At 56.3% G+C, this 15086-nt stretch carries 13 protein-coding genes; 4 read left to right on the top strand and 9 right to left on the bottom strand.

Features of this window, described 5'->3' with window-relative positions:
* Positions 1–149 precede the first annotated feature (149 nt).
* The 5 genes from recC to ACH1XZ_RS14630 are packed head-to-tail and all read right to left on the bottom strand — an operon-like array spanning position 150 to position 5246.
* Entirely contained in the window at positions 150–3521 is a 3372-nt protein-coding gene (recC, locus tag ACH1XZ_RS14650; protein WP_395596136.1) for an exodeoxyribonuclease V subunit gamma, read from the bottom strand.
* Positions 3522–3533: 12 nt separating this feature from the next.
* Positions 3534–3854, bottom strand: a complete 321-nt coding sequence (locus tag ACH1XZ_RS14645) for a prepilin-type N-terminal cleavage/methylation domain-containing protein (RefSeq protein WP_395596135.1) — start codon at positions 3852–3854, stop codon at positions 3534–3536.
* On the bottom strand, positions 3839–4243 hold the full coding sequence (locus tag ACH1XZ_RS14640; RefSeq protein WP_395596134.1) for a DUF2509 family protein: 405 nt from the start codon (positions 4241–4243) through the stop codon (positions 3839–3841). Before ACH1XZ_RS14640 ends, ACH1XZ_RS14645 begins: the two co-directional genes overlap by 16 nt.
* Positions 4240–4794, bottom strand: a complete 555-nt coding sequence (locus tag ACH1XZ_RS14635) for a prepilin peptidase-dependent protein (RefSeq protein ID WP_395596133.1) — start codon at positions 4792–4794, stop codon at positions 4240–4242. The genes ACH1XZ_RS14640 and ACH1XZ_RS14635 overlap by 4 nt, the downstream gene beginning before the upstream one ends.
* A complete protein-coding gene (locus tag ACH1XZ_RS14630; RefSeq protein ID WP_395596132.1) occupies positions 4788–5246 on the bottom strand; it encodes a prepilin peptidase-dependent protein in 459 nt (152 codons plus the stop codon). Before ACH1XZ_RS14630 ends, ACH1XZ_RS14635 begins: the two co-directional genes overlap by 7 nt.
* Positions 5247–5598: 352 nt before the next feature.
* On the opposite strand from ACH1XZ_RS14630, the gene ACH1XZ_RS14625 reads away from it, so the two are divergent.
* Both ACH1XZ_RS14625 and ACH1XZ_RS14620 read left to right on the top strand, forming a co-directional pair.
* Positions 5599–6753: a mandelate racemase/muconate lactonizing enzyme family protein gene (locus ACH1XZ_RS14625; RefSeq protein ID WP_395596131.1), complete on the top strand. Its 1155-nt coding sequence runs from the start codon at positions 5599–5601 to the stop codon at positions 6751–6753.
* A complete protein-coding gene (locus ACH1XZ_RS14620; protein WP_395596130.1) occupies positions 6746–8029 on the top strand; it encodes an MFS transporter in 1284 nt (427 codons plus the stop codon). Before ACH1XZ_RS14625 ends, ACH1XZ_RS14620 begins: the two co-directional genes overlap by 8 nt.
* A 41-nt stretch (positions 8030–8070) precedes the next feature.
* On the opposite strand, the gene thyA is transcribed toward ACH1XZ_RS14620, so the two are convergent.
* The 4 genes from thyA to rppH all read right to left on the bottom strand — a co-directional run bounded on the left by thyA (position 8071) and on the right by rppH (position 12768).
* Entirely contained in the window at positions 8071–8865 is a 795-nt protein-coding gene (thyA, locus tag ACH1XZ_RS14615) for a thymidylate synthase (RefSeq protein ID WP_123650647.1), read from the bottom strand.
* Between the two features lie 6 nt (positions 8866–8871).
* On the bottom strand, positions 8872–9744 hold the full coding sequence (gene lgt, locus ACH1XZ_RS14610; RefSeq protein WP_395596129.1) for a prolipoprotein diacylglyceryl transferase: 873 nt from the start codon (positions 9742–9744) through the stop codon (positions 8872–8874).
* Positions 9745–9978: 234 nt separating this feature from the next.
* Positions 9979–12225 (bottom strand): phosphoenolpyruvate--protein phosphotransferase, encoded by a 2247-nt coding sequence (ptsP, locus tag ACH1XZ_RS14605; RefSeq protein ID WP_395596128.1) that lies wholly within the window; start codon positions 12223–12225, stop codon positions 9979–9981.
* Positions 12226–12237: 12 nt separating this feature from the next.
* Positions 12238–12768, bottom strand: a complete 531-nt coding sequence (gene rppH, locus ACH1XZ_RS14600) for an RNA pyrophosphohydrolase (RefSeq protein ID WP_035893962.1) — start codon at positions 12766–12768, stop codon at positions 12238–12240.
* Between the two features lie 683 nt (positions 12769–13451).
* Between rppH and mutH the strand changes: the two genes are divergently transcribed.
* Both mutH and ACH1XZ_RS14590 read left to right on the top strand, forming a co-directional pair.
* Entirely contained in the window at positions 13452–14147 is a 696-nt protein-coding gene (gene mutH, locus ACH1XZ_RS14595; protein WP_395596127.1) for a DNA mismatch repair endonuclease MutH, read from the top strand.
* Between the two features lie 178 nt (positions 14148–14325).
* Positions 14326–15039 (top strand): TerC family protein, encoded by a 714-nt coding sequence (locus ACH1XZ_RS14590; protein WP_395596126.1) that lies wholly within the window; start codon positions 14326–14328, stop codon positions 15037–15039.
* Positions 15040–15086: the final 47 nt, after the last annotated feature.

Here is a 15086-nt window from a genome sequence, read left to right as displayed (position 1 = left end):
GGACCTCACCATTAACAGATACTTCAAAAATCAGCATGCTCTTGTGGGCAGTTTCAGCCTCAGCTTACCGCTTCGTCTGCTGCCACTCATCAGTCCGTGACTTCTGCGCATAGTAAATGAAGCCTTTAGCTTGCGCAATTTTTATACAGTCACGATGACTGGTTGAAACGGAATACCGGCAGCAGATACGGTGTCGTCTGCGCGATAATCGATTCATATTGCGCAGGTTCCAGGGTACGCCATAAGCGCTGATACCAGACGTCGGCCCCTTCACCACTCACTATCATGTTGCCTTCGTAAGCCTGTAAAAACTTACTGCGGGCTTTCTGCTGCGAGTCCTGGTCTTCTAAGATGGCATCATTTTCGGCATCGTAACAGGCTTTTATCCATGCGCCGCCGCTCTCCGGCAGGAACAACAACGGTTGACACATTCCCTGACGATAGCCTGCAACCAACTGCGACAAATACGCTTTCGCTTCATCTGCCGCCAGCGGTGGGAAGCACCACTCCCCTTCTTTACGCAACAGCAAGCGGCTGTCACCCGTTCCGCCACTTGCACAGTAGACAAGGTGTTCCAGCCAAAGTTGCATTCCCTGTGAAACGCTAAGCAAAGAGGGACGCCAGCGCAGCAGGCCATTTTCCTGAACCTGAGGCAGCCAGCCGGTGATATTCACCCCGTCGCAGTCGAGATCAATTTCCATGCTCTGCGCCGTGCGCCGATACTCAATCACCCGGCTCGCCAGCGCGGTCATTTCCTGATGCTGGGCCTCCCAGGCAATTTCACCAAACGGGCCGTAGGGCAATTCACCGGCCGCGCGATAGCGGCGGTACATCTGCCCCGCATCTTTCTGCTCAATCAGGGTGTTTAGCAACTGCTGATTAAGCTGATAGCGCGTTAGCCCTTCGAGGGTGAACGGTTCGGTATCTGGGATATCGCTCTCTTCATTGCGGAAGTTCACCTGCAAACGCATCTGGAAGAACGCGCGCACCGGGTGCGCCCAGAAGCGCTGAAGCTGTTCGAGCGGCAGCACGGTCAACTCCCGTGGTTCCAGCGGCTGGATAAAGCTACTGTGCGCTTCGCCCTGCTGACTCGCCGCCGCCAGCCACTCCTGGGCATAGCTTTGCTGCTCACCGGCTTTATAGTTGTCGGCATCAAACGGCATACGCGGGTGTAACTGCATGATATGGCGCTTCACGCGCTGTTCGCTTTCGTCGCAGTTGAGCCCTTCATCGCCCTCAAGGCAGTGGCTCTGGCCGATGTAGTCCAGCAGCTCTTGTACCAATACTGACGGGTAGCGTTCGCTGTTATCCTGAATAGAACGGCCGATGTAGCTGATATAGAGCGATTTTTCCGCCGACATCATCGCTTCCAGGAACAGATAACGGTCATCGTCGCGGCGGCTACGGTCGCCGCGCAGCGGTTTCTGGCTCATCAGATCAAAACCGAGCGGGGCGAGCGCACGTGGGTAAATTCCGTCGTTCATGCCCAGCAGGCACACCACTTTGAACGGAATGGAGCGCATCGGCATTAGGGTACAAATATTGATAGGGCCCGCCAGGAAGCGCTGGCTGATACGTTCCTGATCGAGGCGCTGCGCCAGTTCATCGCGCAGCAGCGTCAGCGGCACCTCGCCGGCATATTGCGACTGGACGCCCTGGGCGATTATCGCCTGCCACTGCTGTTCAATCAGCGTCAGCGCGGCCTCAGTGTCCTGATCCGGCAGGAAAAAGTCGTTGAGCATCTCACGACACACCGGCAGCCACTCCTCCAGCGAGCGTGTTTGCGTCAATATCTGACGCCAGCGGTTTAACTGCATCAGCAAAGAAGCCAGGTAGCCAACCAGCTCGGCAATCAGGCCGCTGGACTCATCATACGGCAGCACGTCCTGCCATTCGCCCTGCTCGCTCTCCATCGCGTAGCCCAGCAGCATACGCGTGAGGCCAAAGCGCCAGGTATGCTGACCGGTGGCGGGCAGGTCCATTTCGCGGACGTTGTCATCGTCCATCCCCCAGCGTACGCCGGACTCGCTGACCCATTGACGCAGGTGCAGCAGGCCCGCTTCATCAATGTTAAAGCGCGCCGCCAGCACCGGCACGTCAAGCAGCGCCAGCACGTCTTCGCTGGTAAAACGGCTATCGGGCAGCGATAGCAGAGTGATAAACGCCTGCATCGCCGGGTGCGCCTGACGGGCACGACGGTCCGAAATGGCGTACGGCAGGTAGCGTTCACCAGTCGCGCTGCCAAAAACGGCCTGAATAAAAGGACTGTAGCTATCGATATCCGCCACCATCACGATAATGTCGCGCGGCGTCAGCGTCGGGTCGGCCTCCAGCATAGCGAGCAGACGGTCGTGCAGAACCTCGACTTCGCGCTGCGGGCTGTGGCAAACGTGAACGGTGAGGCTGCGGTCGTCTCGCGCCAGCGGGCGCTTGTCACCGCTGTGGGCGAACTCTTCCGCGCTGCGCCCGGCAATGGCGGAGTTTTTCAGCTCCAGCACGTCGTATTGAAGGTTGTGTAACAGATTATCGGGTTCGATATCGACGAACGCATCCAGTTCCTGATAGCGCTCAAGCCCCGCCAACAGGTAGATGTAGTCGCGCCCCAGCTTGCCCCAGGAGGCCAGCATCGGGTTGTCAACGTCCTGCTCGCCGTCGTTGTTAAACAGCCCTGGCGCGTGGCTGGCGTCCTGGAACAGCGGCAGTTCACGCTGCTCTCGGTAGTGGCGGCGCTGACGCGCCATCAGCCGCGCCAGAAACGCCGGGTCTTTAATATCACCCCAGTAGTAGCGGCACGGATTGGTGAACAACACGTAGATATCAATGTGTTTGCCCAGCGCCTGTAGCGCATGCAGATAGACCGGTGGCAGCGCGGAGATCCCACAGATAAAGACCCGCGGTGGCAATCCTGCAGGCGGTTGGTTGCTGTTTTCCAGCGTGTCAATAAAGCGCTGGTATAAGTTAGCGCGATGCCACAGCGGCTGACCCAGCGCGGCAGTATGCTCCACCAGCGCTTTCCACAGCGGCGCTTGCCACGCCTGTGCATCTCCCACGCCGTCAACCAATCTTCCAGCTTCCCACTCCGTAAGCCATTCAGGGCGATAGACCAGATACTGGTCATACAGGTCAGCAACGCGGGAGGCCAACTGGAACAGCTTACGTTTGTCGGCATCGTCGGTGAGATAGTGGCGCAGCGGGGTAAAGGCCTCATCATCCAGCATGCCCGGCAGCAGGGTCATCAGCTTCCAGCTCATGCTCTGCTTATTGAAGGCGCTCTCGGCAGGGATTTCGGGCAGAACGCGGGTAAACATATCCCAGATAAAACTGGCGGGCAGCGGGAAATCTATATTCGCGGCAATGCCAAAACGCTGTGATAGCGTCATCTGCAGCCACTGCGCCATCCCGGTACTCTGTACCAGAATCATTTCAGGCTCGAAAGGGTCCGCCAGCCGGTCCTGTTCAACAATGAACTCCATCAATGCTTCCAGAACATCCAGACGGTTGGAATGATAGACCCTTAACATAATCGCTCCTGACTACTGACTGACCGGGCAATGCAGACGAGACATACGCCCCTGCCTGCCCATGGGGGTGGTAATAGTAGCATTGATGCTGACACAACGTTGTGACGATGTCTGCCCCCGCTCGCGCGTCCAGCCGTCGGGAAGCGTCTGCGCCTGCTGCTGCGTTTGCACCCAGGCGTAGCGCCACATCTGGCGGTACTGATTAAGCTCAACGCTGCTGGTTGCCAGCACGCGATAATAGCCGCCAAGCGCCGTCACTACGCTCACCATCAGAAACATCGCCAGCACCACTTCCGGCAAGCTAAAGCCTCTGATTTTCAGGGTGTCTGGCATAACGCAGCCTCCTTTAAAGGGCAAAAATCACTCCAGCCATGCGGCGAAAAATGGAGGTTTCCGTTTTCCCATGTGCCCGACTGCCAGAGGCTGAGCGCGTCATTTTTTGCTATCAGCAGCAGTGTGTCGTCGCTAAAGCGCCGCAGGCAGACCCGGCTGTCGGATTCATAAACCTGGCATTGCACCCCAGCCTCTGTCTTCCAGCGCTGAACCTTCCCCCACTGTAAGGCGGAGTGAACCTCCGCGGTACGCTGAATCAAGCGACTTTCGTTGCTCACTTTCTGCATCTGCTGGCGCTGCGCCTGATTTAACCCCTGGAGCATCAGGCTCCCTAAGACCAGCAGCATGAGCACCATCGCCAGTGACGAAACGCCGAGCTCACGGTTCACTGGTTGTATCCCGTCACGCCGTACTGCACGCTCGCCGCGATGTTACCCGCGGCCATCGCAGAGAGGGTAATAAACAGATCCGGTGTGTAGCCTGAGTTCACATGACGCGTCACCTCAAACATCGTAACCGTCACCGTATTCGGGTCGGTCATTTTGTTCCAGCCTTTATCATTGCAGGTATTCACCCCGCGCAGCGTTTCCAGCACGCCGGATTGCAGGCGAAAACCGATAGTATCGGCGCTATCCGCTGGCGCGGTTTCCCAGACGCCATTGCTGTTACTATCCCAGCGCGCAATGACGCACGCCCCCTGTTGCGCGATTTGCAGCGCCTCGCCAACACAACCGTCGCCGCCACAGTAGCCCGCACGCTGTAGGTGCTTAGCAATGGTGAAGGCGCTCTGCCAGAGATCGTCTTCGAGCGCTTGCTGCCGCATCTGCTGGAATATGCCGCGCTGCAATGCGGGCAAAAATCGGGAAGCCCCCAGCAATAAAATGCTGCTGATAGCCATCGCAATCAGCACTTCCAGCAGTGAAAAGCCACGCATCAGCATGTTGCCCCCTCACATAAACGTACCCGTCCCCAGCTCGAGATAAGTATCGTCCAGCTTCCCACCTCACTTTCCAGCGTAATGCTGCCAGCCCATGCCGTATTACGCAGGCCAAAGAAAGCCAGATTCGGCGTGATTTTCGTTAACTCAACTTCGGCCCATTGCGAGCGATAGACCGCCGGGTTTCCCGCAGGACAGCCGTCCAGAACCGTGTCATCTGCCACCAGGCACCACGCCACGGCATGACGATTAACCCGGAATCGGCGATCGTGGTTCTGCCAATTAGCATCGCTACGCATTGCCGTCAGAAAGCCGCGCAGTTCGCTGGCGGTTTGCCATAGGCGCTGTGACTGTTGCCAGTTTCGCCAGCCGTAAAGACCAGAGGCGCTAAGAATAAGCACCAGCGTTAACGCCACCAGCGTTTCAATAAGGGTATAGCCCCGTTCTTTCTTCATGGCGGCAAGTATGCCTAGCGGAAAGCCACGCCACGAGCGAGGTTTCTGGATTTTACGAGCCGCCTTCAGCGGAATTTTCACGTTTGCTGCAAGATGCAGCGAACATTGGATATCGCCTCGCAAAACGGCGGCAGAAAAACAAAAAGCGAAACCTCCGCTTATTCATACACGCTGTGAGTGGTCAATTACCCGGATGCAAAAGCTGTGATAGCTCGCACACAAATCCCAGCCATCGCCCAATTTCAGGCGAAATTTCGCGCAAATCTATTGGCATCTGCATAAAACACATTAGCGTCGTTTACGTAATAATGATTTTGCAAAGTCTTACCTCTACGAAACGCCCGGAATAAAAATGAAAATAGAAAAAATTGAAATCATCCGGCTCGCCATTCCTTTCGATTCCGGCAGGGAAAAGAGTGGTTCAGAGCAACAGGATTACAATGCGGCCTCATCAAGGGTGACGAAGATGGAAACCCTGCTTGTTGCCGTCTATAGCGATACGGGACTCTGCGGCTGGGGCGAAGCGTTCGGCCATCTGATTAACCCCGTCACCTTTACCGCGTTAGAAAGCGCCGTCGCGCCCTTCTTCATCAACCGGCAGTTTGATTCCGTTACGGAAATTGAAGCGCTGATGAAAGACGCGGAACAGGCTTTCCACGGCTTCGGGCGTACCGGCCCGGTACGCTATGCGCTGTCGGCTATCGATATTGCGCTGTGGGACTTACTCGGCAAGCAGGCGCAGAAACCGCTGTGGAAGATGCTTGGCGCCGTCCGCAACCAGATTGGGCTCTATCCAAGCCTGGTGAGCTATGACAACCAACCGGAGGCGGTTGCCCGTCAGGTTTCCCAGGTATTTGAACGGGGCTACCGTGAAATTAAACTCCATGAAACCACCCGTGAAGCCGTTGCCGCCGCGCGTGAAGCCGTAGGCAACCAGGCGGAGATCATGGTTGATGTGAACTGTCCGTGGAGCGCCGAAGAGGCTTTCCGCCAGGCCGAGTCATGGGCAGGGCTGAACCTGAAATGGCTGGAAGAGCCGGTCTGGCCGCCAGAAGATACGGATGCGCTGGCCTATGTCCGCACTGCGGGCATTCCGCTTTCTGCGGGGGAAAACGCCGCCGGGGATGGCGACCTTCTTCATCTGATGGCTTCCGGCGCCGTCGATATTATCCAGCCCAGCGTCACCAAAGTGGGCGGTATTACCGCCATGCTGCGCGTGTTTGAACAGGCAAAATGCTACCCGGTGACGGTTATCCCACACTGTTTCTACTACGGTGCCGGCATGATGGCGGCTGCGCAGCTTGTGGCGCTGCTACCTGAAACGACACGTCTGGAGGTGCCGTGGCTACAGTGGACCCCACCGCTGCATCCGTTCCTGAATTTCCAGCCCAAAATGACGCTGCCGGACGCACCGGGCATTGGCTTTATGCCAGATGCTCAGGTGCTTGCGGACTACCGTATTGATTTCGCCGTTTGCTCCAGTGCGAAAGGAGAACATCATGTTTAAAAATCGCTATCGCGTGATTATCGCCCTGCTGCTGTTCTTCGCCGGGATGCTGAACTACATGGACCGCGCCGCGCTGTCGGTTATGGCGCCGCTGGTCAAAGCCGACCTGCATATTAACGATGCCCAGTTGGGCTTTTTATTCAGCTGCTTCTTCGTCGGCTACTGCCTGTTCTGCTTTATCGGTGGCTGGGGGGCCGATAAGTTTGGTCCACGTAAGGTTTACGCCTGGGCGGCCACCATCTGGTCTATTTTCTGCGGCATTACCGCGCTGGTCACTGGCTTCTGGCAGTTGCTGATTGCCCGCGTGCTGTTTGGCATTGGCGAAGGGCCAATGGGCACCACCACCAATAAGTCGATTTCCAACTGGTTCCCGCGTAAGGAAATTGGTCGGGCGGTCGGCTTTACCAACGCCGGGCAGCCGCTGGGTGCCGCCATTGCCGCCCCGGTAGTAGGGTTAGTCGGATTAGCGTTTGGCTGGCGCGTGGCCTTTGTCGTCATCGCCCTGATGGGCATTTTGTGGGTTTGCGCATGGCTGTGGCTGTTCCGCGATAAGCCTGAAATGCACCCTTCAGTTAGCCCGGAAGAAGCTCAGCTTATTAGCAGCCAGCGCCCTGCAACCTCGGCGGTTAGCGACGCTAACGCGCAGTCGACGCACTCCTTCTGGCACTATATCCTCTCGCCTGCGGTACTGGGCGTGGCGGCGGCGTTCTTCTGCTTTAACTACATTCAGTACTTTTTCCTCTCCTGGCTGCCAAGCTACCTGACCGACTTCCAGCATCTGGATATTAAGAGCATGAGCATTATCGGCATCCTGCCGTGGCTCGGCGCGACGCTTGGATTCTTAGGCGGCGGGATGGTCTGCGATGCGCTGTATCGTAAGAGCGGCAACTTCTTGCTCTCCCGCAAGCTGGTGATTTTTATCGGGCTGGCCGTGGCCGCGGTTGCCGTGCTCGCCACCGCCTATACCCATAGCCTGTTCAGCGCGGTGGCCTGCATTACCGTTGCCACCGTTTTCGCCTATATGACACCGCAGGCCTGCTGGTCGCTATTGCAGGATATCGTGCCTGCCGACCGTATTGGTACGACCGGTGGCTTCGTGCATCTGCTGGCCAACCTGGCGGGAATTATGTCTCCGGCGGTAACCGGCCTGTTGATTCAGTACGGTGGGGGCTATAACTCGGCGTTTATTCTGGCGAGCGTGCTGGCGGTGGTAGGGATTGTGGCGCTGGTGGCGCTGGTACGCCAACCGCGGCGAGAGGTATTAACGACGGCATAAAAAAACGGCGCAGAGTGCGCCGTTTTTTATGGTGATGCCCGTTAAATCGCCACCGGCGCTTTGATACCCGGGTGCGGGTCGTAACCTTCGATTTCGAAGTCATCAAAGCGGTAGTCAAAAATAGACTCCGGCTTGCGTTTAATCACCAGCTTCGGCAGCGCGCGCGGTTCGCGGGTCAGCTGCAGCGCGGTCTGTTCCATGTGGTTGCTGTACAGGTGAGTATCCCCGCCGGTCCAGACAAAATCACCGACTTCCAGGTCGCACTGCTGCGCCATCATATGCACCAGCAGCGCATAGCTGGCGATGTTGAATGGCAGACCGAGGAACACGTCGCAGGAGCGCTGATAGAGCTGGCAGGAAAGTTTGCCGTCAGCCACGTAGAACTGGAAGAACGCGTGGCAAGGCGCCAGCGCCATTTTGTCCAGTTCACCGACGTTCCACGCAGAAACGATGATACGGCGCGAGTCCGGGTCATTTTTCAGCTGGTTCATCACGGTGGTGATCTGGTCGATATGGCGGCCATCCGGCGTCGGCCAGGCGCGCCATTGTTTACCATACACCGGGCCCAGGTTGCCGTTCTCGTCGGCCCATTCATCCCAGATGCTGACGTTGTTTTCGTGCAGGTAGGCAACGTTGGTGTCGCCCTGCAGGAACCACAGCAGTTCGTGGATGATGGAGCGCAGGTGGCAGCGCTTGGTGGTCACCAGCGGGAAACCTTCTTGCAGGTTAAAGCGCATCTGGTGGCCAAAAATGGAGACGGTGCCGGTGCCGGTACGGTCGTTTTTCTGGGTGCCCTCATCGAGCACCTTCTGCATCAGTTCAAGATACTGTTTCATGCTTCCTCAGGAGATCTGTTGCTGCGGACGGCGAAACGCCCAGACCATCATAATGATACCCGCAAGCACCATCGGAATCGAAAGAATCTGCCCCATGCTGATGTACTGCACCCACTCACCGGTGAACTGCGCGTCCGGCTGGCGGAAGAATTCAGAGATGATACGGAACAGGCCGTAGCCAATCAGGAACAGGCCGGAGACCGAGCCCGCCGGGCGTGGTTTACGGATAAAGAAGTTCAGGATCAGGAACAGCACCACGCCTTCCAGCGCCAGTTCGTACAGCTGGGACGCATGGCGCGGCAGCGAGCCGTAGGTATCAAACAGCGTTTGCCATTCAGGGTGAGACGGCAGCAGCGCCAGGTCTTCCGCACGGGAGCCCGGGAACAGCATGGTGTAGTGGAAGCTCGGGTCGACGCGGCCCCACAGTTCGCCGTTGATAAAGTTCCCCAGACGGCCGCAGCCAAGACCAAACGGAATCAGCGGCGCAATAAAGTCAGACACCTGGAAGAAGGTACGCTTGGTGCGTTTGGCGAAGATAATCATCACCACGATCACGCCAATCAGGCCGCCGTGGAAGGACATCCCACCGTCCCACACGCGGAACAGATACAGCGGGTCATGCAGGAAGGAGTCGAAATTGTAGAACATGACGTAACCGATGCGCCCGCCGAGAAATACCCCGAGGAAGCCCGCGTACAGCAGGTTTTCAACTTCGTTTTTGGTCCAGCCGCTGTTTGGGCGGTTCGCTCGACGCGTCGCCAGCCACATGGCAAAGATAAAGCCCACAAGGTACATCATGCCGTACCAATGCAGGGAAACCGGTCCGATGGAGAAAATTACCGGATCAAAGTCCGGGAAACGCAGATAACCACTATTCATCTGTCACCACAAATGCTTGTTATTCCGCCGAAAGTGGACAGCGGTAGAGATGCGCGCCGGACGTTTCTGGCGCTCCAAAGGTGCGAATGATAGCACAGGGGAGATAAGAGATGATGCGCTGAAGATGTAAAAGATATGTATAAACGGAGAGCTTCGTGAGATCCCGGCGTCGCTACGCTCGGCCGGGCTACGAGGTGGTGCAGAATGTACATCCGACAATGTGCGCCAGGCTGCCTACAGGCCGCCGCGAATCAAGCCGCCAAGGCCACGGCGCTCCATAAACGCCGCGACCTGATGGCGCACTTCGGTAGCCATCTGCGCGTCGAGACTGCGACGCGCCAGCGTTTCGGCATCTTCAAGGTCGATATTACGCAGCAGATACTTCACGCGCGCCACCGAGCGGCCGTTCATCGACAAATGACGGAAGCCCAGCCCTACCAGAATGGTGACGCACATCGGGTCGCCCGCCATTTCGCCGCACAGGCGTAAATCAATGCCGTAGCGTTCGGCTTCCTGGACAATCATCGACAACACCCGAATCATGCCTGGGTGCAGGCTGTCATACATGCTGGCGACGCGCGTGTTGTTACGGTCTACCGCCAGCACGTACTGGGTCAGATCGTTGGTGCCAACCGAAATGAAATCGACGCGATTTACCAGATTCGGCAGCATGAAGATCATCGACGGCACTTCCAGCATGATCCCGATACGCGGTTTTGGAATCGCGTAGCCGATCATCTCTTCCACTTCACGACCGGCGCGGTCGATAAGGCGGCGTGCTTCGTCCACCTCTTCCAGATTAGTGATCATCGGCAGCAGAATGCTGAGATTGCCGGTTGCCGCGTTAGCACGCAGCATTGCGCGCACCTGGATAAGGAAGATCTCTGGCTGATCGAGCGTGATGCGGATCCCGCGCCAGCCAAGACACGGGTTCTCTTCGCTAATTGGCATGTACGGCAGCTGTTTATCCGCCCCAACGTCGAGCGTACGCAGCGTCACGGGCTTATCGTTAAACATCTGCAGCATGCCCTGATACTGCGCCACCTGCTCCTCTTCCGATGGGAAGCCGCTTTGCAGCATAAACGGAATTTCGGTGCGATACAGGCCGATGCCGTCGATGCGACGACCCAGCTTTTGTTCATGTTCCGGGCTTAAACCGGCGTTGAGCATCACCTTCACGCGCTCGCCGCTTTTCAGTTCGGCCGGACGCTCAACGTCCCCTTCCGCCAGGCGGCTCAGCTCATTTTCTTCGCTGATAAGGCGCTGGTATTCCTGCACCAGGATCGGTTCGGGATCGACCAGCAGTTCGCCGCGATAGCCGTCCACCACCAGCGTACGCCCATGAAGGACGGCAGGTTGGATATCCGCGCCCATCACCGTAGGAATGCCCAGCGCGCGAACCATAATCGCCGCGTGGGAGTTAGCGGCACCGTCGCGGACGACCACACCGGCTAACCGATCCTGTGGAACTTCCGCCAGCGTCGCCGCAGAAAGCTCGTCGGCCACCAGCACAAAGCGCTCTGGCCAACCGTTAGCGCCCTGGGTGGTGTCATCAAGATGGAACAGCAGGCGCTGCCCAAGCGTACGCAGATCGCCCGCCCGCTCTTTCAGATAGCCGTCGCTCAGCGCGGCAAACTGTTCGGCGAACTTCTCGATGACTTTCTTCACCGACCATTCGGCAACCGAGCCTTTATCCACTTCCGCAAACAGCTCGCGGCGCAGGCTGGCATCAGAGAGCAGGTGCGAATAGAGGTCAAAAATTGCCGCCGTCTCTTTTTGCGCCCCGGCGGCATAGCGTTTGCTGTAGCGGCGGAATTCGTTCGCCGCCTCTTCCAGCGCGCCGGTTAAGCGCTCGCGCTCAAGCGCGGTGTCCAGCGAGGAGGCTTCGTAAACCTGCTCCATTAATGGCAGGGTCGCGTCCATCCAGCCTTCGGCAATCGCTACGCCCGGCGAGGCGGGCAGCGCGCGAATGCGCGTCTGACGATACTGACCAAACAGCGCCGTCAGCTGAGATTGAGAGAGGATTGCCGCCATTTGTGTGGCGAGCGTCACCAGGAATGACTCTTCGCTTTCGTCGAACTGACGCAGTTCACGCTGCTGCACCACCAGTACGCCCAGCAGTTGACGGCGCTGGATAATCGGCACGCCAAGAAACGCGCGGAAGCGCTCTTCTTTTACGGAGGGAATATATTTATAGCTGGGGTGTTTTTGCGCGTCAGCAAGGTTGATGGGTTCGGCCAGTCGGCCAACCAGGCCAACAATACCTTCATCAAAGGCGAGCGTAATGGTACGACCGCGTGGCTTTTTCAGACCACGGGTCGCCATCAGATAAAAGCAGCGTCGATCGTTGTCAGCGAGATAGACCGAGCAAACCTCCGTCTCCATCGCGTGGCAGACGTCAGTGACCAGAATATCCAGCGCCTCGTTCAGACGAGGCGCACTCGCGACCTTCTCAACAATTTCGCGTAAGCGCGTGAGCATAATGTGCGTGGCTTAACCTCTTTTGCGTCGATAAGCAGGCGCGCTTTGCGGTTTTGGGGCGCTCTCCGCAAGCGCCATCACTACACTGGCGAACTCTTTCATCACCCGGCGGTAGACGTCGCGTTTAAACGAGACGACCTGACGCACCGGATACCAGTAACTCACCCAGCGCCAGCCGTCGAACTCCGGCGTGCTGCTGGTTTGCATATTGATATCCGCGTCATTGCCGATCAACTGCAAGAGAAACCACTTTTGTTTCTGGCCGATACAAACCGGCTTAGTGTCCCAACGCACCAAACGTTTTGGCAACTTGTAACGCAACCAGTTTCGGGTCGAAGCGAGGATCCGCACATCCTTGCGGCTTAATCCAACTTCTTCGAACAGTTCCCGATACATCGCCTGTTCTGCCGTCTCACCGGGGTTTATGCCCCCTTGGGGAAATTGCCAGGAGTGCTGACCATAGCGCCGGGCCCACATTACCTGACCCTGACGATTGCAAATTACAATACCTACATTCGGGCGGTAGCCATCGTCATCAATCACCGGACTACCTCAAAATAAGCTTCAATGTGAATGATTGTTTCACACTCGCTGTAAACGGTAAACCACTCTATTACGCCACGACTAACGAATAACATTTGAATAACTCACAGTAATCATCAGAGTTATAAACAGAGAACCGCGCTCGCCGACGATTTTATTCACTTTTTCTGTGGATAGAGTTGTGAAGAAGTACGGAATTACCCAGGGAAAACCCAGAGTACTCTGAATAATCGCATGTCACCTTCAATCAGTAAAACTATATTTTTCATCATGTTATTATAGTTAATCCTGATGCATTAGCGCATAACGTGATGATCATCACATAGGCGATCCTTCAATTGATGAAAGATCGAGCAACGTTGGTTTTACCCACAGATTGTGCAAACATCTTAGGCATCTTTTGTGCGAAAATTCGATTTTCGTCGCACGTCAAGGCTGTAAATTGAAACAGTAGTCAGGCTTTTCCCCAGTTATCCCACTTTTCTGTGGATAACATGGTGTAAGATCCTGTTCATTGTCAGTGACCAGATTTGGAAAACCTTTTTTGGCATCATTTTTTCGTCATTTTTTCTCAAAAAAAAGGCATGATAATCATCACGTTGTCATATTTACCCAGAAAAAGTTAAACTCTATCCACACCCGGTAAAATTGTCGTTCATTTTTTCACCACAAGGCACACCATCATGTCCACCCTTGCTCCACTTCGTGAATCGCCTAAAACCCAGGCTGAACTTCTTGCTCAGGCGCAGCGGCTGGCGGGCTATTCGTTGGGTGAGCTGGCGGCGATGGCTGGCATCGTCGCGCCGAAGGATTTAAAGCGAGACAAAGGCTGGATTGGCGTGCTGCTGGAGGTCTGGCTGGGCGCTAGCGCCGGGAGTAAACCCGAGCAGGATTTCGCCGCGCTGGGCGTTGAGCTGAAAACCATTCCTATCGATTCCCAGGGGCGCCCGCTAGAGACCACCTTCGTGTGCGTCGCGCCGCTGACCGGTAACTCTGGCGTCACCTGGGAGAATAGCCACGTGCGCCACAAGCTTAAGCGGGTGCTGTGGATCCCGGTTGAAGGTGAGCGGTCGATCCCGCTTGCTGAACGCCGCGTTGGCGCACCGCTGCTGTGGAGCCCTAGCGCAGAAGAAGAGAACCAGCTACAGATGGACTGGGAAGAGCTGATGGATCTCATCGTTCTCGGCCAGGTGGAACGTATCACCGCCCGCCACGGCGAAGTGCTGCAGCTCAGGCCGAAGGCCGCTAACAGTAAAGCGCTGACCGAAGCCATTGGCGCAAAAGGCGAGCCCATCATGACGCTACCGCGCGGCTTCTATCTCAAAAAGAACTTCACCGCGGCCCTGCTGGCGCGCCACTTCATGCTGCGAGTCGATTAATTTTTTTGTCCTGCCGCGCAGCGGGATTATACTTCCCCCGCCGCGCGCAACCGGCACGCCTTCGCCCTCCCACTGAGCGCCTGGAATGCGTTTCTGGGCAGGGTTCTGTATCGGTTGTTGCAACGCACCTCAACGTATATCTATTAACGCTTTCGTTTTATTTGGCAGGACTTATCTAATGTTATTTGCATGGATCACCGACCCCAATGCCTGGCTTGCGCTCGGCACGCTGACGATTCTGGAAATCGTTCTGGGGATCGATAATATTATTTTTCTCTCTCTGGTTGTGGCTAAGCTCCCTACCGCGCAGCGTGCGCATGCCCGTCGTTTAGGGTTAATGGGGGCCATGCTCATGCGCCTCGCGCTACTGGCCTCCATTGCCTGGGTGGTAAAACTCACTCAGCCGCTGTTTACTCTGTTTGGTCAGGCGATTTCGATTCGCGATCTGATTTTACTACTCGGTGGGCTGTTCCTTATCTGGAAGGCCAGTATGGAAATTCACGAGTCGATTGAAGGCGATGAAGAGAGCATAAAAACGAACGTTCATTCGTTTTTGGGCGCGATCGTGCAGATTATGATGCTGGATATCATCTTCAGCCTTGATTCGGTCATTACCGCCGTAGGTCTCTCCGATCATCTGTTTATTATGATGGCCGCCGTGGTCATTGCGGTTGGCGTGATGATGTTCGCTGCACGTTCGATTGGCGAATTCGTCGAAAGACACCCGTCGGTGAAAATGCTAGCCCTGTCGTTCCTGATTCTGGTGGGCTTCACGCTGATTCTTGAAAGTCTCGATGTCCATGTACCAAAAGGCTATATCTACTTCGCGATGTTCTTCTCTATGGCAGTCGAGAGCCTCAATCTGCTGCGAAGTAAGAAAAATAAACATTAATCATTCATCAACAGCCCTCAATTGAGGGCTGTGTCTGGTTTTTTTAA

The sequence above is a fragment of the Kluyvera chengduensis genome (assembly GCF_044197065.1).
Classification (GTDB): Bacteria; Pseudomonadota; Gammaproteobacteria; order Enterobacterales; family Enterobacteriaceae; genus Kluyvera; species Kluyvera ascorbata_C.
Note: the sequence above shows the minus strand (reverse complement) of the source record. Positions and strands in the feature narration are given on the sequence as shown.